This is a genomic window from Micromonospora arborensis, assembly GCF_003205615.1.
GTDB lineage: Bacteria > Actinomycetota > Actinomycetes > Mycobacteriales > Micromonosporaceae > Micromonospora > Micromonospora arborensis.
Map to the genome: position 1 here is coordinate 214,259 of NZ_PYBV01000001.1, position 21,124 is coordinate 235,382.

Below are 21,124 nucleotides of genomic sequence, written 5' to 3' on the forward strand. Positions count from 1 at the left end.
GGACGCTCACCCGCCGACGAGGAGTTGGTCGTGCACCAGCCGCACCCCGGGCGCGCACCAGGCAACCCGCTCGACCTGATCGCGTTCCCACCAGGAACGGACCACCCCGGCGAGGACCAGCGTGTCGCCGTCCACCTCGACGGTCACCCGGTCGGCGCCCATCGTGCGTACCAGCGCCCGCTGGACGTCCCGACGCAGCCGTTCGGCGGCCGGCGGGGCCGACGGTCGTACCTCGATCAGGTTGGTGATCCCCCGGATGCCGTCGAGCCGGCGCAACTCCCCCTCGGCGGCGCGGCGCTGCCATCCGAACTCGACCTCACCGCGCAGCATCAACCAGCCGTTGGAAACGGTCACGTCCAGCCGTTCGGCGGGCACGAAGCTGTCCCACTCCAGCGCGCGGGACGCGGCGAGGGCGATCTCGGCGTCGGTACGCCCCGGTGTGCCGGGCAGCCGCACCTCGATCTCGTCGGCCACCGCCCGTACGCCCCGCACCCGCTGTGCACACCGGGTCGCGGCCCAACTGCGAGCGGCACCGTCCACGAATCCGGTCAGGGTGACCACACCCTCGTCGACGCTCACGCCGATCTCGTTCGGCTGCAGCCGTGCGTCCCAGGCCAGCTCCGCCAGGACGTCGCGTTGGATCCGCTGGTCGTCGCGGACGTCCACCACCTCTGTCATGGCACCCACCCCCCGGTTCGGTTGCCCAGACTCGCCCACCGAACCTGCCGGTCACACGGGTGACGGCGGTTCACCCGATCCGGGTGAACCGCCGTCCGGGCGGAAAGAAGCGGCGGGTGACGGAGCCGACCCCCTCGGCCCCGCCACCCGCCGCCGGAGGGAGGAGGCAGGTTCAGATAGTGGTCAGGACGTCTCGGCGAGCGTCACGGTTGCCGACTTCTCGACACCGTTCCGCTTGAACTGCACCTCGACCCGGTCGCCGACCTTGCCGGCCTGCACCGCGCCGACCAGGTCGTCCGAGTCGTTGACCAGCTTGTCGCCGAACCGGGTGACGACGTCGCCACGCTGGAGTCCGGCCTTCTCGGCCGGGCTGCCCTGGGTGACCGACGCGACGAGCGCGCCGCCGCCCTCGGCCTGGTTGACGCCCACCCCGAGCGACGGGTGACTGACCTTCTCGCCGCGCTGAAGCTTGCCCGCGACGTCCTTGGCCTTGTTGCTGGGGATGGCGAACCCGACGCCGATGTTGCCGGTGCTCTGCCCGGAGGTCGCGATGGCGGTGTTGACGCCGATCACCTCACCCCGGGTGTTGACCAGCGCGCCGCCGGAGTTGCCCGGGTTGATCGGCGCGTCGGTCTGGAGCAGACCGGAGATCGAGCTGACGGGCGCGCTCTGCTGGGTCGGGTCCTGCTGCTGGCCCTCGCCGGCCCGGATGGTGCGGTCCCGGGCGCTGAGGATGCCCGAGGTCACCGAACCCTGCAGGCCGAGCGGGCTACCCAGGGCGAGCACCTGGTCGCCGACCTGCATGGCGTCGCTGTCGCCGAACTTGGCCGGCTTGAGGTCGGTGACCCCGTTGGCCTTGACCACGGCCAGGTCGGTCTTCGGGTCGGTGCCGATGATCTTCGCCTGCGCGGTCTTGCCGTCGGCGAAGACCACCTGGACGGTGTCGCCGCTGGCGGAGGCGACCACGTGGTTGTTGGTGAGCACGTAGCCGTCGGCGGTGAGCACCACCCCGGAGCCCTCGCCGCTGTCGGTGGCGATGGAGACGACGCTGTCCTGCACGGACGCGGCGATCTTCGGCAGGTCGGCGCTGTTGAGCACCGGTGCCGCGGTGTAGGTGCGGGTGACGCCGCCGCCGTCGCCGTCCAGGGCGAGGGCGAGCGCCCCACCGGCCACGCCGGAGCCGAGCATCAGGGCGAACACCGCGACGCCGGCGCCGGCGAACTTGGCGATCCGGCTCGGCCGGGGGCCGTTGCCGGGCGGCGCGACCTGCGGGCCCCACGGCGGGACCGGCTGACCCGGGTGCTGAGCGTGCTGACCCGGGTGCTGGGCGTGCTGACCGGGGTGCTGGGCGTGCTGCTGGTGCGGCGGGTACGCCGCGCCCGGCTGGCCCCCGCCGGCCCAGCCGGACTGCTGGCCCGCGTACCAGGGTGCGCCGGGGTACTGGCCGGCCGTCGGCTGCGGGTAGCCGGGCTGGCCAGGTGCCGGGTGCCCGGAGACCGGGTACGGCGGCGCGGACGCAGTGGCGGCCGGCGGCTCGTATCCGGTCGGCTGCGCGGCGGTTGGCGGCTCGTACCCGGTCGGCTGCGCGGCGGTCGGCGGCTCGTACCCCGTCGGCTGGGCCGGGTGTGCGACCGTTGCGTCGGCCGCGGCGGGCGTGACAGCGGTGGTCTCCGTGTCCCCTGCGGTCGAAGCGACCGGGGAGTCCCCGGCGGTCGAAGCGACCGGAGAGTCCCCGGCGGCCGGGACGGGAGTGGTCGGGGAGTCGGACTGCGCGCGCTCGTCGCGCGGCAGCTCGGCGGTGGACTGCGACGGCTCGGCGTCGATGGGGGCCGGCCGGCGCTGCGGGTCGGACTCGAACTCGGTCATGCCACTACCTTCTCCCTGGGCACTGCAATCAACCTGGAACGGGCCTGGAAGTTGGCTGAAAGTCACTCGCCCGCTCCCTCGACCTCTGACAGCAGCGGCAGCCGGACCCGGAAGGTGGCTCCGCCGCCGGGCGTCTCGGCCACCTCGACCGAGCCGTGGTGCGCGGCGACCAGCGCCGCCACGATGGCCAGGCCGAGGCCGGTGCCGGTGTTGCCGTCGGCCCGCCGCGTACGCGCCGCGTCGGCCCGGTAGAACCGCTCGAAGACCCGTTCCGCCTGCTCCGCCGAGAGGCCGGGGCCGGTGTCGGCCACCTCCACGACGGCGAGGGCCCCCGGTTCGGCGCGCAACCGCACGCGGATCTCGGCGTCCGGCGGGGTGTGGGTCAGCGCGTTGGTGACCAGGTTGCCGATCACCTGCCGCAGCCGGGCGTCGTCAGCGGAGACGACGAGCGGACCCGATCCGGGCTCGATCTCCAACTCGATCCGACGATCCGGGGCCATCACCCGGGCGGCCTGCACCGCGTCGGAGGCGAGCACCGGCAACTCCACCGGCGTCAGCGAGAGCGGCCGTTCCCGGTCCAGCCGGGCGAGCAGCAGCAGGTCCTCCACCAGCAGCCCCATCCGGGACGCCTCGTCCTCGATGCGGCGCAGCAGACCGGCGGTCTGCTCCGGCTCCCGGGCCGCGCCCTGCCGATACAGCTCGGCGAAACCGCGGATGGTGGTCAGCGGGGTCCGCAGCTCGTGCGAGGCGTCCGCGACGAACTGCCGCATCCGCTCTTCCGAGCGGATGGCCCGCGCCTCGGACGCCTGAGCGGCGACGGCCGCATCCCGCGCGGCGCTCTCCGCCCAGCGCGCCGCGGTCTCCGAGGCGGCTCTCGCGGTGAACGCCGCCTCGATCTGGGTGAGCATCGCGTTCAGCGCACGGGAGAGCCGGCCGAGTTCCGAGGTCGGATGCTCCTGCCCCTGCTCCGGGTCGGGCACCCGCTGGGTCAGGTCACCACCGGCGATGGCGGCGGCGGTGCGTTCGATCTCCACCAGCGGTTTGAGGCTGGTCCGGACGATCGCCGCGCCGACCGAGGCCAACATGATCAGCACCGCGCCGCCGACCAGGAGATCTATCCAGACGAGCTGCTTCACCGCCCGGTCCACGTCGGTCAGCGGCTGACCCACGGCCAGCACCGAGCCGTCCGGCTGGGCCGCGTAGTAGAGCCGCCACCGGGTGCGGCCGTCTTGCGAGATGACCGTCCGCGGCTCCCCCTCCAGATCCTCGAAGCCGTCCCGGCTCGTCGCAAAGGTGGGCAGCTCCCCGGGATCGAGACTGAATTTGTCGTAGACCGGCTTGTAGACCTGCTGCTCGTCGGCCAGGCGCAGGACGTAGTCACTGGGCAGCATCGCGCCGACCTCACCGCTGCGCAGCTGCGGGAGCAGCTGGCCGAGCCCCCGGGCGGTCGAACTGATCTGCCCGTCGACCTGGCCCTCCAGGTAGTTGCGGAGGAGGTACGCGGTCAATGAGCTGATCACCAGCAGCGCGGCGGCGACCAGCGCCAGCACCGAGGTGACCAGCTTGACCCGCAGCGGTACGCCCCGCACCCGCCCCTTCGCCTGCTGGACCGCGTTCACGCCGCCGGCTTGCGCAGCACGTACCCGACGCCACGGAGGGTGTGGATCAGCCGGGGTTGGGTGGTGTCGACCTTGCGCCGCAGGTAGGAGATGTAGGACTCGACGATGTTGTCGTCACCGCGGAAGTCGTAGTTCCAGACGTGGTCGAGGATCTGCGCCTTGGACAGCACCCGGTTGGCGTTGAGCATCAGGTAGCGCAGCAGCTTGAACTCGGTCGGCGAGAGCTGCACACGCTGGCCGGCCCGGTGCACCTCGTGGGTCTCCTCGTCCAACTCCAGGTCGGCGAAGGTGAGCCGGGACGGAGCCTGCTCGCCGGTCGTGGTGCGACGCAGCACGGCGCGAATCCGGGCGGTCAGCTCTTCCAGGCTGAACGGCTTGGTGACGTAGTCGTCGCCGCCCAGGGTCAGCCCACGGATCTTGTCGTCGGTGGCGTCCCGGGCGGTCAGGAAGACCACCGGGGTACGGGTGCCACCCTCGCGCAGCATCCGGATGACCTCGAAGCCGTCCAGGTCCGGCAGCATCACGTCGAGCACCACCAGGTCGGGCCGGTGGTCCTTGGCGGCGTGTAGCGCGGCGCTCCCACTGGTCGCGGTGGCCACGTCGAAGCCCGCGAACCGCAGGCTCGCGGAGAGCAGTTCGAGGATGTTGGGGTCGTCCTCGACGACGAGCAGTCGCGCCTCGGTCTGGGTAGCGGGCATGGGCCCATCATGGGCGACGTCACTGCGGCGGCGCTGGACGGTTGCTGCAAAAAAGCTGTGAGTCACCGGCCGCGCCGCCGGTCGGCGAGGGGCGTCGGTCAGCGCAGCAGGCGGCGCAGCCCGTCCAGCGCGCCGTCGAGCAGCCGGATCGCGGTACGCAACTGGGTGTCGCTGAACTGTCGGGCGCGCACCAGCCGACTCACCTCGGTGGTGAACGCGGCCAGCCGCTTGTCGAACTCGTCGAGCAGTGCGGCGTGCGGCCCGTCGGCCGGCGCCGGTCCGGGCGGCGGTGCCGGAGTCTCCCACCGGGTCCGCCGGGTCCGCCGGGTCTGCCGGGTGGCCTCGCTCAGTTCCCGTTTGAGGTCGCGAACCGAGCCGCGTACCTCGCTGCGGATCTCGCCGGCCAGGGTGGAGAGGTCCGCCACCGAGGCCGCGATGTCCGCCTCCAGCGCGGTCAGCTCGCCGGCTCGCTGGCGCAGCTCGTCGCGGCCGGCGTCGGTGATGTCGTAGGTCTTACGGCCGCCGGCAGCGGTGTGGCTGACCAGACCCTCGGCCTCCAACCGTTGCAGGCGGGGGTAGATGGTCCCGGCGCTGGGCGCGTACAGCCCGAGGAACCGGTCCTCCAGCAGGCGGATCAGCTCGTAGCCGTGCTTCGGGCCGTCGTCGAGCAGTTTGAGCAGGTAGAGCCGGAGCCGTCCGTGGCTGAACACGGCGGTCACGGCAGCTCCTCCCCCTCGTCGTCGACCGCTCGGGCGAGCAGGGCGATGCTCCCCGAGGTCGCGGAAGCCCAGAGCTTACCGTCGCCGGCGCCGAGCACTCCCACACTGCTGGGCAGGGGGAACGTCGAGGTGCGGACCTGCGGGAAGCCACTGGTGATCCGGCCCGAGGTGGTGTGCAGTTGGACAGCGAGGTCGCTGTCCTGGCGGACCCGGACGGTGATGCTGCCCGAGATGGTGGTCAGCCGGATCTCGCTGCGCCGAGGATTGTCGAGGTCACAGGTGATCGCGCCCGAGACGGTCTGCGCGCGCACCCGCTCGGCGGCGCTGTCGGCGAGGATCACCTCCCCGGAGACCGTCTCCAGAGTGAGATCGCCGCGCACGCCCAGCGCCTCCACCGGCCCTGAGGTGATCTTCGCGAAGGTGTCGCCGCGCAGCCCCATCAGGGTGATCTGACCGGAGGTGACGTGGACCGTCGTCTGCCGGCGCAGGCCGGAGGCGACCAGCGAACCCGCGACCAGGCCCAGATCGGCGAGGACATCGGCGGGCACGGCGACGGAGACGTCCACCCGCGGATAGCGGTGGATCATCCGGAACCAGCGCAGGACGTCCGACCAGCCCCCGCCGCGCTCCTGGCGGATGCTGAGCCGGCCGTCGGCGTGCTCGATCAGGACCGGCCGGCGACCGACCTGGGTGACGTCGATCCGGGTCGGACCGTCGGTCGCGACCACGTTGAGCCGTCCGCTCACCAGGCGGACGTCCAGCCGGGTGACCGGGCCGTCCATGGTGAGCCGCTGCGGGCTCTCGACCGTCCATCCGGCCATGGCTGTCCTCCTCTCGACGACGCGCCGAGGCGCGCGCCTGACAAGAAGACAGTAACGCGATACATCGCGACACTACAAGAGTGGCCGGCCACCCCTCCCCTGATCGTCGGGACCGGTCAGGCCGCGAGGTCCAGTCCGCTACCGATGGTGGTCGACGTCGGCACGGGAGCGGCGGCCACCCGGACGCTCAGCTCGGGGCAGCCAGGGTTGGTCGCCGAGGGCACCGGACGCTGCCGGGCCCGCGCCACGGCACCCGCCATTGGCAGCAGGTGTACGGCCGACTCGGCCGCCCGGGCCAGCATCCGCCGGTCGGCATCACGGGCCGGGTGCAGCGCGGCGGCGATCGTCACCGACACCACCAGGTCCCGCGCCGTGATGACCCGGACCGCCGACCGCAGCAGGGTGTCCGCACCGAGGAAGGCGGCAGCCGTGGTGGTCGTACCCGTGGCGGCGCTGCGGTAGGCGAGCCGCAGCGGCACCACCGGGGTGCCCACGTCGATGGCCGCCTGGAACATCGCGGGCCGGAAACCGCCGCCGGGGCGACAGTCGGCGGCACCAGCACACCAGGTCGTACCCTCCGGAAAGACCGCCACCGACCGGCCGGCGCGCAGCGTGTCCGCGACCCGGCCAACCGTGGTCGGCAGTGCCTGCGGCCGGGAGCGGTCCACGAAGACCGTGCCCGCCGCCGCGGCCAGAAGGCCGACCACCGGCCAGGAGCGGATCTCCCGCTTCGCGACCATCCGGGTGGGCGCGACCGCCAGCACCGCGAGGATGTCCAGCCACGAGACGTGGTTGGCGACCAGCAGCGCCCGCCGCCGGGGCAGCCGACCCCGGATCACCAGCCGTACGCCGAAGGCGCGGGCGGTGGCCCGGGCCCAGCCGCGCACCAGCGCCTGGCGTTCCCGCGTCGGGAGCACGGGCAGCAGCACCACCACGCCGACCCCGGCCAGCAGCATTCCCGTCACCGCGACCAACCGGAGCACCCGGCGGGCCACCGGCACCGCGGGCACCTCGCCGGCCGCCGGCAGGCAGTCGTCGTCGCAGCCCGACGAGGGCCGCCACAGATCGTGCGGCACGGCGGTCACCGCTGCGCCTCCGCACCCAGGAAGTGCCGCAGGTAGCGCGGGTTCATCCGGTCCAGGGAGAACAGCACGTAGAAGTCCGCGCACCCGAAGTCGGGGTCGTACGACGGCTCACCGCAGATCCACGCACCGAGCCGGAGGTAGCCGCGCAGCAGCGGCGGCACCGCGACGCGCCCGGCCGCGTCAGCGGTCAACGGGGCAGCGGTGGCGAGAGCGGCGGCCGGGTCGGCGAACCAGGGTCGCAGTGGGCGGACCCGCAGCGGCGGCGGCGACAGGTGCCGGGTGAGGGCCTGGTTCCACACCTCGGCGACCGTCCGCCCGCCGTCGGCCACCGGCACCGAGGCGCAGCCGCCGAGCCAGCGGGAGCCACGCAGGTGCAGGTACCGGACGATGCCGGCCCACATCAGGTTGATCACCGCGCCGGAGCGGTGGTCCGGGTGCACACAGGACCGGCCCGCCTCGACCAGGTCGTCGCGGAGCGGGTCGAGCGCGGTGAGGTCGAACTCGTCCTCGGCGTACCGCCGGTGGGTGCGGCCGGGCGGCAGCAGCCGGTACGTGCCGACCACCTCGCCGGTGCTGTCCTCGCGGACGATCAGGTGGTCGCAGTACGCGTCGAAGGGGTCCACGTCCAGCCCGGCCGCACCGGGGAGGAGGGTGGCGCCGAGCTCAATGGCGAACACCTCGTGACGCAGGCGTTGCGCGGCCGCGACCTGGGTGGGGTCGTCGGCGATCAGCAGGGTGTATCCGCTGGTCGTCAGGGGTGCGCCAGCGACATGCAGAACGGCCATGGGATCTGTCTAGGTGCCCGGGTTGCCATCCACGGGGACCACTGGTGTCGACCGGATGAACGCCGGCAGGCGAGACCGCGAGCCACCTCCGGCGGTGGGCGTGCGAGGCTGCCGGGGCGGACCGGCGAACACGCCGGCACGCCCCCACCGGAGGTCGACGATGCGCATCGAGTCCCGCTACAACGGGCCCGCCGGATCCGGCAACGGCGGCTGGAGCGCGGGAGTGTTCGCCGCCGAGGCCGGCGGCACCGGCCCGGTCGAGGTGACGCTGCGCCGGCCACCGCCACTGGAGACCGAGCTGAGTCTGCTCGACGGCGAGGTCCGTGACCCGAGCGGCGAACTGGTCGCCGAGGTGCGCCCGGCCGGGGTGGTCGACGCCGTCGTACCCCCGGTCGACCGGGAGACCGCGGTGGCCGCGGCGGCCCGCTATCCCGGCCTGGTCGAGCATCCGTTCCCCCGCTGTTATGTCTGTGGACCCCAGCGGGCGGACGGGCTGCGGATCTTCCCCGGCCGGCTGCCGGACGGCCGGACCGCCGCGCCGTTCCGGGCGCCCGAGCAGGTCAGCGGAGCCACGGTCTGGGCGGCACTGGACTGCCCCGGCGGTTGGAGCGTCCTCGCGCCGGGCCGCCCGTACCTGCTGGGCCGGATCGCCGCCGTGGTCGCGGCGCTGCCGGGGCCGGGCGACGAGTGCGTGGTGACCGGCGCGTTGCTCGGCGTCGATGGGCGCAAGGCGCTCGTGCACACCAGCCTGTACGGCCCGGACGGCGCGCTACTCGGTGCCGCCCGGGCAACCTGGATCGCCCGCTGAACCCCGGGCGTCGTCCGTAGGGAGGAGTCGCCTCCACCCTGCGACGGACCGGAAGGTACGGACCGCGCCTGATTGACCTTGTTGCCCCGGGCCGTCACGCTGTGCCACGGCGTACCTCGACGCCACACACGGGAGGAGAACGATGACTGACGGGCAGCGAAGCCCCACCATCGACGGTCAGATCGTGGTGTCCGGTCTGACGAAGCAGTACAAGAACGTGCGGGCGGTGAACAACCTGTCCTTCACCGTGGCGCCGGGGCGGGTGACCGGCTTCCTCGGCCCGAACGGTGCCGGCAAGACCACCACCCTGCGCATGCTGCTGAACCTGGTCACGCCGACTGCCGGCACGGCCACCATCAGCGGGCATCGGTACACCGACCTCACGGACCCGCTGCGGCACGTCGGCGCGGTGCTCGAGGCCTCCAGCGCGCACAAGGGCCGCACCGGCATCAACCACCTGCGGGTCATCTGCGCGGCGGCCGGGCTGCCCAAGCAGCGGGCCGACGAGGCGCTGGCCCTGGTCGGGTTGACCCCGGCGGCGAAGCGCAAGTTCAAGGGTTACTCGCTGGGCATGAAGCAGCGGCTCGGCATCGCCGCCGCGATGCTCGGCAACCCCCGGGTGCTGATCCTGGACGAGCCGGCCAACGGGCTCGACCCGGAGGGCATCCGGTGGATGCGTGGGTTCCTCAAGAACCTCGCCCACGAGGGCCGCACCGTGCTGGTCTCCAGCCACCTGCTGTCGGAGATGCAGCTGCTCGCCGACGACGTGGTGATCATCGCGGCCGGGCAGTTGGTCCGGCAGGGGCCGGTCGACCAGGTCCTCGGCTCGATGGCGCAGAGCGCCCGGGTCCGGGTCCGCACTCCGCAGGCCGAGGCGCTGATCGCCGCCCTGAAGGCGCAGTCGGCGACCGTCGACACCGACGAGCAGGGCACCCTGCTGGTTGCCGGGGTGGACGCCCCGACGATCGGCCGGGCCGCCCTGGCCGCCGGCGTCGAGCTGCACGAACTGACCACCGAACGGCCCGACCTGGAACGGGTCTTCCTGGAGCTGACGGCCGGAAAGGCGGGCATCCGATGAACCTCGTCCGAGCCGAACTGCTCAAGATCCGTACGACCAGCACCTGGTGGTGGCTGGCGCTCGGCGCGTTCCTGTCGATCGTCCTGGCCTTCGCGTTCAACGCCTGGTATGCCGTCACCGTCCTCGGCGGCGACGGCGGGGACGTCGGCGCCAGCCCCGAGCAGTCCACCCCGGCGGCGCAGGCAGCGAACCTCTACACCTCGGGCCAGTACCTGGGGCTGATGTTCGTGATGCTCATCGGCATCCTGATGGTCACCAACGAGTTCTTCCACCAGACCGCGACCACGACGTTCCTGACGACGCCACGGCGCACCTCGGTCATCGTCGGCAAGCTCCTCGCCGCCAGCGTGCTCGGCTTCATCTTCTGGCTGGCGACCACGCTCATCGACCTGGCCGCCGGCTCGATCTTCCTGTCCCTGAACGACTACGGCGCTCAGCTCGGCGAGTGGCCGGTGCAGCGGGCGCTGCTGTTCAACCTGCTCGCGTACGCGATCTGGACGATCCTCGGCGTGGGTATCGGCACGCTGATCACCAACCAACTCGGTGCGGTGATCACGGCTGCGGTGCTCTACCTGGTCGGTACCCAGGTGGTGGGTCTGCTGTTCCTGCTCCTGTCGAACGTCCTCGACAGCGAGGCGGTGCTCAAGTGGCAGGTGGTCTGGCCCGCAGTGGCGTCGCAGGTCATGATCACGGAGGGTACCTCGGAGTTCACCCCGTCCTGGTGGGTCGGCGCCCTGGTGCTGATCGGCTACGCGCTGGTCAGCGGGGTCGTCGGAGTCCTGATCACCCGGCGACGCGACATCGCCTGACGACGGTTCCGACCCCGGGGGCGGCGGCGACCAGCCGCCCGCTCCGGGGTCGGTGCCTGCCCGCGCGGCTGACCATGCGTTATCAGCCCCACACCGGCCGCGCAGCGGTTGCTGAACTTCTGGCATCTTCTGTGAAACCGGCCACGGGACCGAGGCGGAAATGCCTGCGCGATCGGTACGGCGTAGCCTGGGAGCCGTCCGTCCTGTGCTCCTAATCGGGCGCGAGGGACACACCGCGTGCCACACAAACCCGCGTGAAAGAGGCGATTACCGGCCGTGTCGACCCAGCAGACTTCGCAGGAGAACCCACTGGCGGGTTTCGGCCCGAATGAGTGGATCGTCGAGGAGATGTACCAGCGCTACCTCGCCGACCCAACGAGCGTCGATTCGGCCTGGCACGACTTCTTCGCCGACTACCGGCCGGCCCCCGGAGCGGCCACGCCGCGCGGGGCCGAGTCGTCGTCGGAGAAGCCGGCCGCCGCCCCCGAGCCGGACGGCCAGCCGGAGGCAGCCGCCACGGTCACCCAATCGAGCGCCACCGCGCAGCCGGCGACCCCGCCGACCGCCGCGAAGCCGACCGCCGCGCAGTCGGCACCGGCCAAGCCCGCCGCAGCTCCGACCACCCCCAAGGCCACGCCGGAGAAGGCCGCACCGGCCAAGCCGGCCGCCAAGGCCACCGCGCCGACCGCCGACGGTCCACAGACGACGCCGCTGCGTGGCGTCGCCGCGAAGATCGTCCAGAACATGGACGCCTCGCTGAGCGTGCCCACCGCGACCAGCGTGCGCGCGGTCCCGGCCAAGCTGCTGGTCGACAACCGCATCGTGATCAACAACCACCTCGCCCGCGGGCGCGGTGGCAAGGTCAGCTTCACCCACCTGGTCGGCTACGCGCTGGTCCGGGCGATGGTGCAGCACCCCGAGATGAACAACTCCTTCGCCGAGGCCAACGGCAAGCCGGCGGTGGTCCGCCCGCCGCACGTCAACCTCGGCATCGCGATCGACCTGGCCAAGCCGGACGGCAGCCGCAACCTCGTGGTCCCCTCCATCAAGGGCTGCGAGCAGATGGACTTCCGGCAGTTCTGGCAGGCGTACGAGGACGTGGTCCGACGGGCGCGGCGCAATGAGCTGACCATGGAGGACTACTCCGGCACCACGATCTCGCTGACCAACCCGGGCGGCATCGGCACCGTGCACTCGATGCCGCGCCTGATGCAGGGGCAGAGCGCGATCATCGGCGTCGGCGCCATGGAATACCCGGCTCCCTACCAGGGCATGTCCGAGACCACCCTTGCCGAACTGGCCGTCAGCAAGATCATCACGCTGACCAGCACGTACGACCACCGGATCATCCAGGGCGCCCAGTCCGGCGAGTTCCTCAAGGTGATGCACGAGCTGATCCTGGGCGAGCACGGGTTCTACGACCAGATCTTCACCTCGCTGCGCATCCCGTACGAGCCGGTGCGCTGGATGCGCGACGTGGCGGTCAACTCCGAGGGCCAGATCAACAAGACCGCCCGGGTGCACGAGCTGATCCACGCGTACCGGGTGCGCGGTCACCTGATGGCCGACACCGACCCGCTGGAATTCAAGATCCGCAAGCACCCCGACCTGGACGTCCTCCAGCACGGGCTCACCCTGTGGGACCTGGACCGCGAGTTCCCGGTCAACGGCTTCGCCGGCCGGCAGCGGATGAAGCTGCGCGAGATCCTCGGCGTGCTGCGTGACTCGTACTGCCGCCGGGTCGGCATCGAGTACATGCACATCCAGGACCCGGAGGAGCGGCGCTGGGTCCAGGAGCGGATCGAGCGCAAGTACGAGAAGCCGGCCGCCGACGAGCAGAAGCACGTCCTCAACCGGCTCAACGCCGCCGAGGCGTTCGAAACCTTCCTGCAGACCAAGTACGTCGGCCAGAAGCGCTTCTCGCTGGAGGGCGGCGAGTCGCTGATTCCGCTGCTCGGTGAGGTGCTGGAGTCCTCCGCGGAGAGCGGGCTGGACGAGGTCGTCATCGGCATGGCCCACCGGGGTCGGCTCAACGTGCTGGCCAACATCGTCGGCAAGCCGTACGAGAAGATCTTCTCGGAGTTCGAGGGCCACCTGGACCCGCGTTCGACGCAGGGTTCCGGCGACGTGAAGTACCACCTGGGCCAGAACGGCAAGTTCACCACCCCTGGCGGCGATCACTCCGTCAAGGTGTCGGTGGTGGCCAACCCGTCGCACCTGGAGGCCGTCGACCCGGTGCTGGAAGGCATCGTCCGGGCCAAGCAGGACCGGATCGACCTCAAGCTCGAGGGTTACACCGTGCTGCCGCTCGCGGTGCACGGTGACGCGGCGTTCGCCGGGCAGGGTGTGGTCGCCGAGACGCTCAACCTGTCGCAGCTGCGTGGCTACCGCACCGGCGGCACCGTGCACGTGGTGGTCAACAACCAGGTCGGCTTCACCACCGCCCCGGAGTACAGCCGGTCCAGCCTCTACAGCACCGACGTGGCCCGGATGATCCAGGCGCCGATCTTCCACGTCAACGGCGACGACCCGGAGGCCGTGGTCCGCGTGGCCCGACTGGCTTTCGAATACCGGCAGACGTTCAACAAGGACGTCGTGATCGACATGGTCTGCTACCGCCGGCGCGGGCACAACGAGGGCGACGACCCGTCGATGTCCAACCCCCAGATGTACAAGATCATTGACTCGAAGCGCTCGGTCCGCAAGCTGTACACCGAGGAGCTCATCGGTCGCGGCGACATCACCGTCGAGGACGCGGAAGAGCTGCTGCGCGACTACCAGGCGCAGTTGGAGAAGGTCTTCAAGGCCACGCGCGACGCCGCCTCGGCGCCGCGCCAGCTCAACCGGCCGCGCCGCGAGGTCGAGCCGGAGCCGCAGGTCGACACCGCCACCGACGCGTCCGTGGTGAAGGCGATCGGCGAGGCGCACATCAACCTCCCGGAGGGCTTCACCCCGCACAAGCGGATCCAGCAACTGCTGGACCGGCGGGCCAAGATGTCCGTCGAGGGCAACATCGACTGGGGCTTCGGCGAGATCATCGCGCTCGGCGCGTTGCTGCACGACGGTGTCACCGTCCGGCTGGCCGGTCAGGATTCGCGGCGCGGCACGTTCGTCCAGCGGCACGCCTCGGTGGTCGACTCCCGCACCGGCGAGGACTACCTGCCGCTGAAGTCGCTCACCGGCGACGGCGAACGCTCCCGGTTCTTCGTGCACGACTCGCTGCTCAGCGAGTACGCGGCGATGGGCTTCGAGTACGGCTACTCGGTGGAGAACATCAACGCGCTCGTCGCGTGGGAGGCCCAGTTCGGCGACTTCGTCAACGGCGCCCAGTCGGTGATCGACGAGTTCATCTCGTCCGGCGAGGTGAAGTGGGGCCAGCGCTCCGCCGTCACCCTGCTGCTGCCGCACGGCCACGAGGGTCAGGGCCCGGACCACACCTCCGGCCGGCCGGAGCGGTTCCTGCAGATGTGCGCCGAGGACAACATGCGGGTGTCCATCCCGACCACCCCGGCGAACTACTTCCACCTGCTGCGCCGCCAGGCCCTGTCGCCCAAGCGCAAGCCTCTGGTGGTGTTCACGCCGAAGTCGCTGCTGCGGCACAAGCTCTGCGTCTCCTCGGTGGAGGACTTCACCACCGGCACCTTCCAGCCGGTGCTGCGCGACACCGCCGCCCCGGCACCGGAGGCGGTGAAGCGGGTGCTGCTCTGCTCCGGCAAGGTCTACTACGACCTGTTCCAGGCCCGTCAGGAGCGCGGCGTCACCGACACCGCGATCCTCCGGATCGAGCAGCTGTACCCGCTGCCGGTGGAGGAGATCCGGTCCGCCCTCGCGCAGTACCCGAACGCGGAGGACTTCGCCTGGGTGCAGGAGGAGCCGGCCAACCAGGGCGCCTGGTCGTTCGTCGCGCTCAACCTGCTGGAGCACCTCGCGGACGTTCGGCTTCGGCGGATCTCCCGCCCAGCCGCGGCCGCCCCGGCGGTCGGCTCGGCCAAGACCCACGAGGTCGAGCAGACCGCACTGATCGAGGCGGCTCTCCCCCGCCCGTGACCTGACCGCACCACGAGAGCCGGGGTAGGGCCGTTAACCACGGTCCTGCCCCGGCTCCGTCGGTCCATCCGAATCACCGACCCACCCGGCCCGCGCCGGGCCGAACACGAGGACGTACGCCGTGTACTTCACCGACCGTGGCATCGAGGAGCTGGTCGAACGCCGGGGCGAAGAGCAGGTGACCCTGGAGTGGCTCGGCGAACGCCTGCGTGACTTCGTCGACCTCAACCCCGACTTCGAAACCCCCATCGAACGCCTGGCCACCTACCTGGCCCGCCTAGACGACCCCGACGACGACGACGCCTAATCCCGCCCACCGCCCACCACCCACCGCCCACCACCCACCGCCCACCGCCCACCGCCCACCGCCCACCGCCCACCGCCCACCGCCCACCGCCCACCGCTGTTGATCATGAGGTTATGCGCGCGTGTCGTCGGCGTGTCGGCCCATAACCTCATGATCACCGGGGACAGGGCGGGGTGGGGCGGGGACGGGTGGCGGGGACGCGGGGTGGTTGGGAGGACCTGGGTGGGGGGTCTTGCGATCTTCTAGGGTGGGGTTGTGGCTCGCAGTGTGTATCTGACTAGCGTGGGGTCCGGCGGGGGCAAGTCGACGATTGCCCTCGGGCTGGCGGAGTTGCTGTCCCGCCAGGTCGGGCGGATCGGCGTGTTCCGGCCGCTGGTCGCCGACACCGGTCCGGACCCGATCCTCGCTCTGCTCAGCGAGCGTTACCGGGTCGAGTTGCCGCTGGCCGAGCTGGCCGGGGCGACGTACGCCGAGGCTGCCGCCCTGGTGGCCGACGGCCGGCGCGCGGAGCTGATCTCCGCTGTCGTCGAGCGGTACCGGGCGGTGGAGCGGCAGTGCCCGGCGGTGGTCGTGGTGGGCAGCGATTTCGACGAACCGGGCGACCCGGCCCATCCCCGGGAGTTGGCTTTCAATGCCCGGCTCGCCACCGAGTTCGGCAGTGTGGTGGTGCCGGTGGTGGATGGCTTCGGGCAGGAGCCGGGGACCATCGCGGCGGCGGTTCGCGGGGCGTACCACGATGTGGCCGACCTGGGCGCGACGGTGCTCGCGGTGATCGCCAACCGTGTGCCCGGGCCGATGACGCTGCCTGACCTGCCGGTCCCCGCGTACGCCATCCCGGAGGTGCCGAGCGTGTCGGCGCCGACGGTGGCCGAGGTGGCGGCGGCGCTCGGCGCCACCCTGTTGGCCGGGGACGACGCCGCGCTCGGCCGGGACGTGTTGGACTTCGTGGTCGGCGCGGCGCATGTGCCGACCCTGCTCAGTCACCTCACCGAGGGCTCTTTGGTGATCACCCCCGGGGACCGGGCTGACCTGCTCGTCGCCGCGAGCGCCGCGCACGTGGCCGGGCAGGTGTCGGTGGCCGGGCTGGTGCTCACCCTGGGCGTTCAGCCCGACCCGAGGGTCATGCGGCTGGTGGAGGGGCTGAACACCGGGCTGGCGGTGCTGTCCGTGCGCAGCGACAGCTACGACACGGTGGCCGCGTCCAGTCGCATCGAGGGTCGGCCCAGTGCGGCGAATCCCCGCAAGGTTGAGGCCGCGCTCGGCGCGTTCGAGCGGTGCGTGGACACCGACGACCTGGCCCGCCGGTTGCGGGTCAGCCGTTCGACGCGGGTCACCCCGCTGATGTTCGAGAACGAGCTGATCGACCGGGCCCGCTCGCAGCCCCGGCACCTGGTGCTGCCGGAGGGCAGCGAGGAGCGGATCCTGCGCGCGTCGGAGATCCTGCTGCGCCGCGGGGTGGCCGAACTGACGTTGCTCGGCCGACCGGACGACATCGCACGGCGGACCCGCGAACTGGGCATCGACCTCGGCGACGCGAACGTGGTCGACCCGGCCAGCAGCGAATGGCGGGACGATTTCGCGGCCGAGTACGCCCGGCTGCGCGCCCACCGGGGCGTCACCGCGGAGTTGGCGCACGACATCGTGGCCCAGGCCAACTACTTCGGCACCCTGATGGTGGCGACCGGACGGGCCGACGGCATGGTCTCGGGTTCCACGCACACCACCGCCGCGACCATCCGACCAGCGTTCGAGATCATCCGTACGGTGCCGGACGTGTCGGTCGCCTCCAGCGTCTTCTTCATGCTGCTCGCCGACCGGGTGCTGGTCTACGGGGACTGTGCGGTCAACCGCGACCCGGATGCCGCCCAACTCGCCGACATCGCGATCTCGTCGGCCGACACCGCCGCCCGCTTCGGCATCGAACCCCGGGTGGCCATGCTGTCGTACTCCACCGGCAGCTCCGGTGCCGGCGCGGACGTGGAGAAGGTCGCCACGGCCACCGCCCTGGTCCGGGAGCGCCGGCCCGACCTGCTTGTCGAGGGGCCGATCCAGTACGACGCGGCGATCGATCCGGCGGTGGCGGCGACGAAGTTGCCGGGCAGCCCGGTCGCCGGCCAGGCCACGGTCTTCATCTTTCCGGACCTGAACACCGGCAACAACACGTACAAGGCGGTGCAGCGCTCCGCCGGGGCGGTCGCGGTCGGCCCGGTGATGCAGGGCCTACGCCGGCCGGTGAACGACCTGTCCCGTGGCGCTACCGTGCCGGACATCGTCAACACGGTGGCGATCACCGCCATCCAGGCGGCCACCGAGGAGGCCTCGTGAGTCGGGTGCTGGTGCTCAACTGCGGGTCGTCGTCGGTGAAGTGGCGCCACTACGACGGTGACCGGACGCTCGACCACGGCACCGTCGAGCGGATCGGTGAACCCGGCGGCGGCCCGGCCGACCACGCCGGTGCGGTCCGGCACATCCTGGACGGGCTGGACCTGACCGGGCTGACGGCGGTGGGGCACCGGGTGGTGCACGGCGGCCGGAGGTTCAGCGCGCCGGTCCTGGTCGACGACACGGTGCTGGCCGCGATCAAGGATCTGGTGCCGCTCGCCCCGCTGCACAACCCGGCGAACCTGGCCGGCATCGAGGTGGCCCGCGCGGCACTGCCGGACGTCTCGCAGGTCGCCGTCTTCGACACCGCGTTCCACCACACCCTGCCGGAGGCCGCCGCGACCTACGCGATCGACCGGGACACCGCCGAGCGGTACGACATCCGCCGGTACGGCTTCCACGGCACCTCGCACGCGTACGTGTCCCGCCGCACCGCCGAACTGCTGGGCCGCCCGTACGAGCAGCTCAACACGATCACCCTGCACCTGGGCAACGGGGCCAGCGCCTGCGCGGTGGCGAACGGTCGCAGCGTCGCCACCTCGATGGGCATGTCCCCGTTGGAGGGGCTGGTGATGGGCACGCGCAGCGGCGACCTGGACCCGACGGTGATCTTCCACCTGCGCCGGGAGGGTGGATTGTCGGTGGATGACATCGACGACCTGCTCAACCACCGCAGCGGCCTGCTCGGGCTGAGTGGCGTCAACGACATGCGCGAGGTGCTGCAACGTCGGGCAGCCGGGGACCGGGCGGCAGGGCTGGCCTTCGACGTGTACTGCCGGCGGATCACCGGCTACGTCGGGGCGTACTACGCGCTGCTCGGTCGCGTCGACGCCATCGCCTTCACCGCCGGGGTCGGCGAGAACGCCGCGCCCGTCCGGGCTGCCGCGTTGGCGGGTCTGGACCGGCTCGGCATCGCCGTGGACGACGCCCGTAACGACGGCGACGGCGACCGGGTGATCTCGCCCGCCGGCGCGGAGGTGAGCGTCTGCGTCATCCGCACCGACGAGGAACGAGAGATCGCCCGGCAGGCCCGGGACGTGGTCGCGGGCGGCTGACGAAGCTCCGGTCAGCCCAGCGCGGGCGGCTGACGAAGCTCCGGTCAGCGCAGCGCGAGCCAGGCGACGACAGCCACCACCAGCACCACGACCGCCACGCCGACGATCAGCGGAAGGCGAGACGGGGTCTGCGTCGGCCCTGCCACCTCCGGCGTCTGGGTGAAGGCGCGGAAGGCCTCGGTGTTGCCGCTGGGGTCGGTGTAGTTCTCAGGCATGCCGGAGACCCTAGCGAAACGGGTCACGCGGCACCGCCCCCGGCCCACGTCGTCCCAGGTTGGACCCGGCCGGAGGAAACGACCAGACCGGGTGGCGGGTGCAGGCGGGCCGGACGGCGGGGTCGCTACGCCCACCCGGGCACCTACCGTGGAACGATGGGGGCGGGACGGCTGATCGCTGTACTGATGACAACACTGCTGGTTGGTTGCGCGCCGGCCACCGGCGGCTCGGACGGACCGCCGCCGACACGTCGGGCGCCCGAGGGGTCGTACGCCGTCGGCGTGCGTACGCTCACCCTCGATCCGCGCTCGTCGCGCCCCCTGCCGGTGACGATCTGGTTTCCGGCGGCTGCCAACGGGGTGGCCGACGGGCGGTTCCCGGTGGTGGTCTACAGCCACGGGCTGTACAGCCGGCCCGACCTGCACGCTGGCCTGACGACCCGCTGGGCGGCGGCCGGTTTCGTGGTGGCCGCTCCCGCGTTTCCGCACACGCGGCAGGGTGCCGCCCACTTCAGCCGGGACGACGTACGCAACCAACCCGCCGATGGTTGGCGGCTGATCCGACACCTGGGCCGCCTCGACCGGAACCGCGCGGATCCCCTCGCCGGCCACCTGGATCTGTCGTCGATTGCCGCCGCTGGCCACTCGGCGGGCGGCTACACCACGTCCGGAATGTTCAGCGAGGGGCATGCGGCCCGGTTGCGCTCCGGGATCGTGATCGCCGGGGGTGGCTTGCCCGGCAGCTTCGCCGGGCTGCCCGCACCGGTGCTCTTCGTGCACGGCACGGCCGACGCGGTGGTGCCGGTGACGGTCGGCCGGGCGGCGTACGGGCGTACCCCCGGGCCGGCCGCGTTCCTCAGCATGTTGGGGCAGGACCACGGCGCGTACCTCACACCGGGCAACCCGGGGTTCGCCCCGGTTCTCGCCACCACCACCGACTTCCTCCGCTGGACCCTCTACGGCGACCAGGCGGCCGGCGCTCGCCTCCCCGCCGACGCCCGCACCCCGATGACCAGCTACGAGTCCCGCCCGGCCAGTTGATCCGGCCACGCCGGTACGGTGGCCCGGTGGAGGAGCACGCGCGCCGCCAGTTGGCGAGCATCGCCGAGGTGCTCACGGTGGCCGGGGCAGACGGCATCCCGGTATGGCTGCGCGGCGGCTGGGCGATGGACTTCCACCTCGGCGCGGTGACCCGCCCCCACGTCGACGTCGACTGGTACTGCTGGCGGGAGGACGCGGACCGACTCGCCACACTGCTGCTGGCCCGAGGTTGGCGTCCCGACCCTCGGATGCCGGTGGAGTTGCAACTCGACGTGTTCGCGGGTGACGTCGAGGTCAGCTTCGCGTACCTGGGTCGGGACGACGCCGGCCGGCCGACGGTGGGTGCCGGGCCATGGGCCGGGACTCCGCTGCCGGCCGGGATGCTGGACGCGCCACGCGGCCGGATCGGCGCGCTCAGCGCGCCGATCATCTCGGTGCCTGCGCAGATCGAGTTCAAGCAGATGTACCCGGTGTGGATGCCGGAACGTCCGCGCCGGCCGAAGGACGCCGACGACCTGATCCGGCTGCGTGCCGGCCCTGGCCCGGGGCGAACCGGCACAACCCCAACGCCGCCTTCCCGCCGCGCTCCCTGACCGACCCCACACGACGGCGGCGCCCACTCGCCGAACGCGCCGCGGCCTGACACCAGGCGTGCAGGGGCGGGGACCGTGCGCCGAACTTCACCGGTCGCGCCGACCAGACAAGGCACAATCGGATTCATGTCGCGTCGCGTCACCCCCGCCCTGCTGGCCAGCGCCGTGCTCCTGGCCGGGCTGGCCGGCTGCTCAACGGACGCCCCGCCGGCCGAGAGCTGGCAGGCGCCGGCCGAGCCACCGCCGGCCGCCGCCACGCCGACGCCGCAGGTCCCGGCCGGGACCGCGCCCAAGCAGGCCTTCGCAGTCGGCGTACGCCAACTGAAGCTGGACCGGGACGGCCGTGCGCTGCCGGTGACGCTCTGGTATCCGGCGGCCGGGGAGGCCGGGGGCGCGGCCAAGCGGTCGGCGTCGGCCGCGAGCGGGCGGTTTCCGGTGGTGATGTTCAGCCACGGTCTGGGCGGGCGGCCGGACGACTACGCCACTCTGCTGACCCGGTGGGCGGCGGCGGGTTTCGT

General features: G+C 72.0%; 18 protein-coding genes and 1 pseudogene. 10 read left to right on the plus strand and 9 right to left on the minus strand.

The window, feature by feature from the left end; translation table 11 throughout:
• Positions 1-6: 6 nt before the first annotated feature.
• The 8 genes from C7C45_RS00995 to C7C45_RS01030 all read right to left on the minus strand — a co-directional run bounded on the left by C7C45_RS00995 (position 7) and on the right by C7C45_RS01030 (position 8,271).
• Complete coding sequence (locus C7C45_RS00995; protein ID WP_110561680.1) at positions 7-678, minus strand: BON domain-containing protein; 672 nt, start codon at positions 676-678, stop codon at positions 7-9.
• Positions 679-861: 183 nt separating this feature from the next.
• Entirely contained in the window at positions 862-2,544 is a 1,683-nt protein-coding gene (locus C7C45_RS01000) for a trypsin-like peptidase domain-containing protein (protein WP_110561681.1), read from the minus strand.
• 62 nt (positions 2,545-2,606) lie between these two features.
• Positions 2,607-4,163, minus strand: coding sequence for a sensor histidine kinase (locus C7C45_RS01005; protein WP_110561682.1), 1,557 nt, complete (start codon positions 4,161-4,163; stop codon positions 2,607-2,609).
• Complete coding sequence (locus tag C7C45_RS01010; protein ID WP_110561683.1) at positions 4,160-4,861, minus strand: response regulator transcription factor; 702 nt, start codon at positions 4,859-4,861, stop codon at positions 4,160-4,162. The genes C7C45_RS01005 and C7C45_RS01010 overlap by 4 nt, the downstream gene beginning before the upstream one ends.
• 98 nt (positions 4,862-4,959) lie before the next feature.
• Complete coding sequence (locus C7C45_RS01015) at positions 4,960-5,580, minus strand: PadR family transcriptional regulator (RefSeq protein ID WP_110561684.1); 621 nt, start codon at positions 5,578-5,580, stop codon at positions 4,960-4,962.
• Complete coding sequence (locus tag C7C45_RS01020) at positions 5,577-6,401, minus strand: DUF4097 family beta strand repeat-containing protein (protein WP_110561685.1); 825 nt, start codon at positions 6,399-6,401, stop codon at positions 5,577-5,579. The genes C7C45_RS01015 and C7C45_RS01020 overlap by 4 nt, the downstream gene beginning before the upstream one ends.
• A 116-nt stretch (positions 6,402-6,517) precedes the next feature.
• Positions 6,518-7,486, minus strand: coding sequence for a lysophospholipid acyltransferase family protein (locus C7C45_RS01025; protein ID WP_110561686.1), 969 nt, complete (start codon positions 7,484-7,486; stop codon positions 6,518-6,520).
• Positions 7,483-8,271, minus strand: a complete 789-nt coding sequence (locus C7C45_RS01030) for a GNAT family N-acetyltransferase (protein ID WP_110561687.1) — start codon at positions 8,269-8,271, stop codon at positions 7,483-7,485. The genes C7C45_RS01025 and C7C45_RS01030 overlap by 4 nt, the downstream gene beginning before the upstream one ends.
• 160 nt (positions 8,272-8,431) lie before the next feature.
• Here C7C45_RS01030 and C7C45_RS01035 point away from each other — a divergent pair, with 160 nt between their 5' ends.
• The 7 genes from C7C45_RS01035 (at position 8,432) to C7C45_RS01065 (ending at position 18,757) form a co-directional block, all read left to right on the plus strand.
• A complete protein-coding gene (locus tag C7C45_RS01035; RefSeq protein WP_110561688.1) occupies positions 8,432-9,079 on the plus strand; it encodes a hypothetical protein in 648 nt (215 codons plus the stop codon).
• A 142-nt stretch (positions 9,080-9,221) separates the two neighbouring features.
• Entirely contained in the window at positions 9,222-10,157 is a 936-nt protein-coding gene (locus C7C45_RS01040) for an ABC transporter ATP-binding protein (protein ID WP_110561689.1), read from the plus strand.
• Positions 10,154-10,966 carry an ABC transporter permease gene (locus C7C45_RS01045; RefSeq protein WP_110561690.1) on the plus strand — a complete coding sequence of 271 codons (813 nt, stop codon included), beginning with the start codon at positions 10,154-10,156 and terminating at the stop codon, positions 10,964-10,966. The genes C7C45_RS01040 and C7C45_RS01045 overlap by 4 nt, the downstream gene beginning before the upstream one ends.
• Positions 10,967-11,242: 276 nt before the next feature.
• On the plus strand, positions 11,243-15,013 hold the full coding sequence (locus C7C45_RS01050) for a multifunctional oxoglutarate decarboxylase/oxoglutarate dehydrogenase thiamine pyrophosphate-binding subunit/dihydrolipoyllysine-residue succinyltransferase subunit (RefSeq protein ID WP_110561691.1): 3,771 nt from the start codon (positions 11,243-11,245) through the stop codon (positions 15,011-15,013).
• A gap of 121 nt (positions 15,014-15,134) precedes the next feature.
• Entirely contained in the window at positions 15,135-15,320 is a 186-nt protein-coding gene (locus C7C45_RS01055; RefSeq protein ID WP_110561692.1) for a DUF6104 family protein, read from the plus strand.
• 255 nt (positions 15,321-15,575) lie between these two features.
• Positions 15,576-17,645: a phosphate acetyltransferase gene (gene pta, locus C7C45_RS01060; protein WP_110561693.1), complete on the plus strand. Its 2,070-nt coding sequence runs from the start codon at positions 15,576-15,578 to the stop codon at positions 17,643-17,645.
• On the plus strand, positions 17,642-18,757 hold the full coding sequence (locus tag C7C45_RS01065) for an acetate/propionate family kinase (protein ID WP_110561694.1): 1,116 nt from the start codon (positions 17,642-17,644) through the stop codon (positions 18,755-18,757). Before pta ends, C7C45_RS01065 begins: the two co-directional genes overlap by 4 nt.
• A gap of 44 nt (positions 18,758-18,801) precedes the next feature.
• Here the strand turns inward: C7C45_RS01065 and C7C45_RS33835 are convergent, their stop codons facing one another.
• Positions 18,802-18,972, minus strand: a complete 171-nt coding sequence (locus tag C7C45_RS33835) for a hypothetical protein (RefSeq protein ID WP_167454598.1) — start codon at positions 18,970-18,972, stop codon at positions 18,802-18,804.
• 156 nt (positions 18,973-19,128) lie between these two features.
• Here C7C45_RS33835 and C7C45_RS01070 point away from each other — a divergent pair, with 156 nt between their 5' ends.
• The 3 genes and pseudogenes from C7C45_RS01070 to C7C45_RS01080 all read left to right on the plus strand — a co-directional run.
• On the plus strand, positions 19,129-20,013 hold the full coding sequence (locus C7C45_RS01070; RefSeq protein ID WP_110561695.1) for an alpha/beta hydrolase family protein: 885 nt from the start codon (positions 19,129-19,131) through the stop codon (positions 20,011-20,013).
• Between the two features lie 26 nt (positions 20,014-20,039).
• Positions 20,040-20,606, plus strand: a complete 567-nt coding sequence (locus tag C7C45_RS01075; protein ID WP_110561696.1) for a nucleotidyltransferase domain-containing protein — start codon at positions 20,040-20,042, stop codon at positions 20,604-20,606.
• A 126-nt stretch (positions 20,607-20,732) separates the two neighbouring features.
• Positions 20,733-21,124: pseudogene (locus C7C45_RS01080) on the plus strand (alpha/beta hydrolase family protein); the annotation flags it as partial.

Excerpts from the sequence above, each read along its gene's own strand:
- C7C45_RS00995 (WP_110561680.1), bottom strand. The coding sequence starts at position 678 with ATGACAGAGGTGGTGGACGTCCGCGACGACCAGCGGATCCAACGCGAC.
- C7C45_RS01000 (WP_110561681.1), bottom strand. The coding sequence starts at position 2,544 with ATGACCGAGTTCGAGTCCGACCCGCAGCGCCGGCCGGCCCCCATCGAC.
- C7C45_RS01010 (WP_110561683.1), bottom strand. The coding sequence starts at position 4,861 with ATGCCCGCTACCCAGACCGAGGCGCGACTGCTCGTCGTCGAGGACGAC.
- C7C45_RS01020 (WP_110561685.1), bottom strand. The coding sequence starts at position 6,401 with ATGGCCGGATGGACGGTCGAGAGCCCGCAGCGGCTCACCATGGACGGC.
- C7C45_RS01030 (WP_110561687.1), bottom strand. The coding sequence starts at position 8,271 with ATGGCCGTTCTGCATGTCGCTGGCGCACCCCTGACGACCAGCGGATAC.
- C7C45_RS01035 (WP_110561688.1), top strand. The coding sequence starts at position 8,432 with ATGCGCATCGAGTCCCGCTACAACGGGCCCGCCGGATCCGGCAACGGC.
- C7C45_RS01040 (WP_110561689.1), top strand. The coding sequence starts at position 9,222 with ATGACTGACGGGCAGCGAAGCCCCACCATCGACGGTCAGATCGTGGTG.
- C7C45_RS01045 (WP_110561690.1), top strand. The coding sequence starts at position 10,154 with ATGAACCTCGTCCGAGCCGAACTGCTCAAGATCCGTACGACCAGCACC.
- C7C45_RS33835 (WP_167454598.1), bottom strand. The coding sequence starts at position 18,972 with ATGCCTGAGAACTACACCGACCCCAGCGGCAACACCGAGGCCTTCCGC.
- C7C45_RS01070 (WP_110561695.1), top strand. The coding sequence starts at position 19,129 with ATGGGGGCGGGACGGCTGATCGCTGTACTGATGACAACACTGCTGGTT.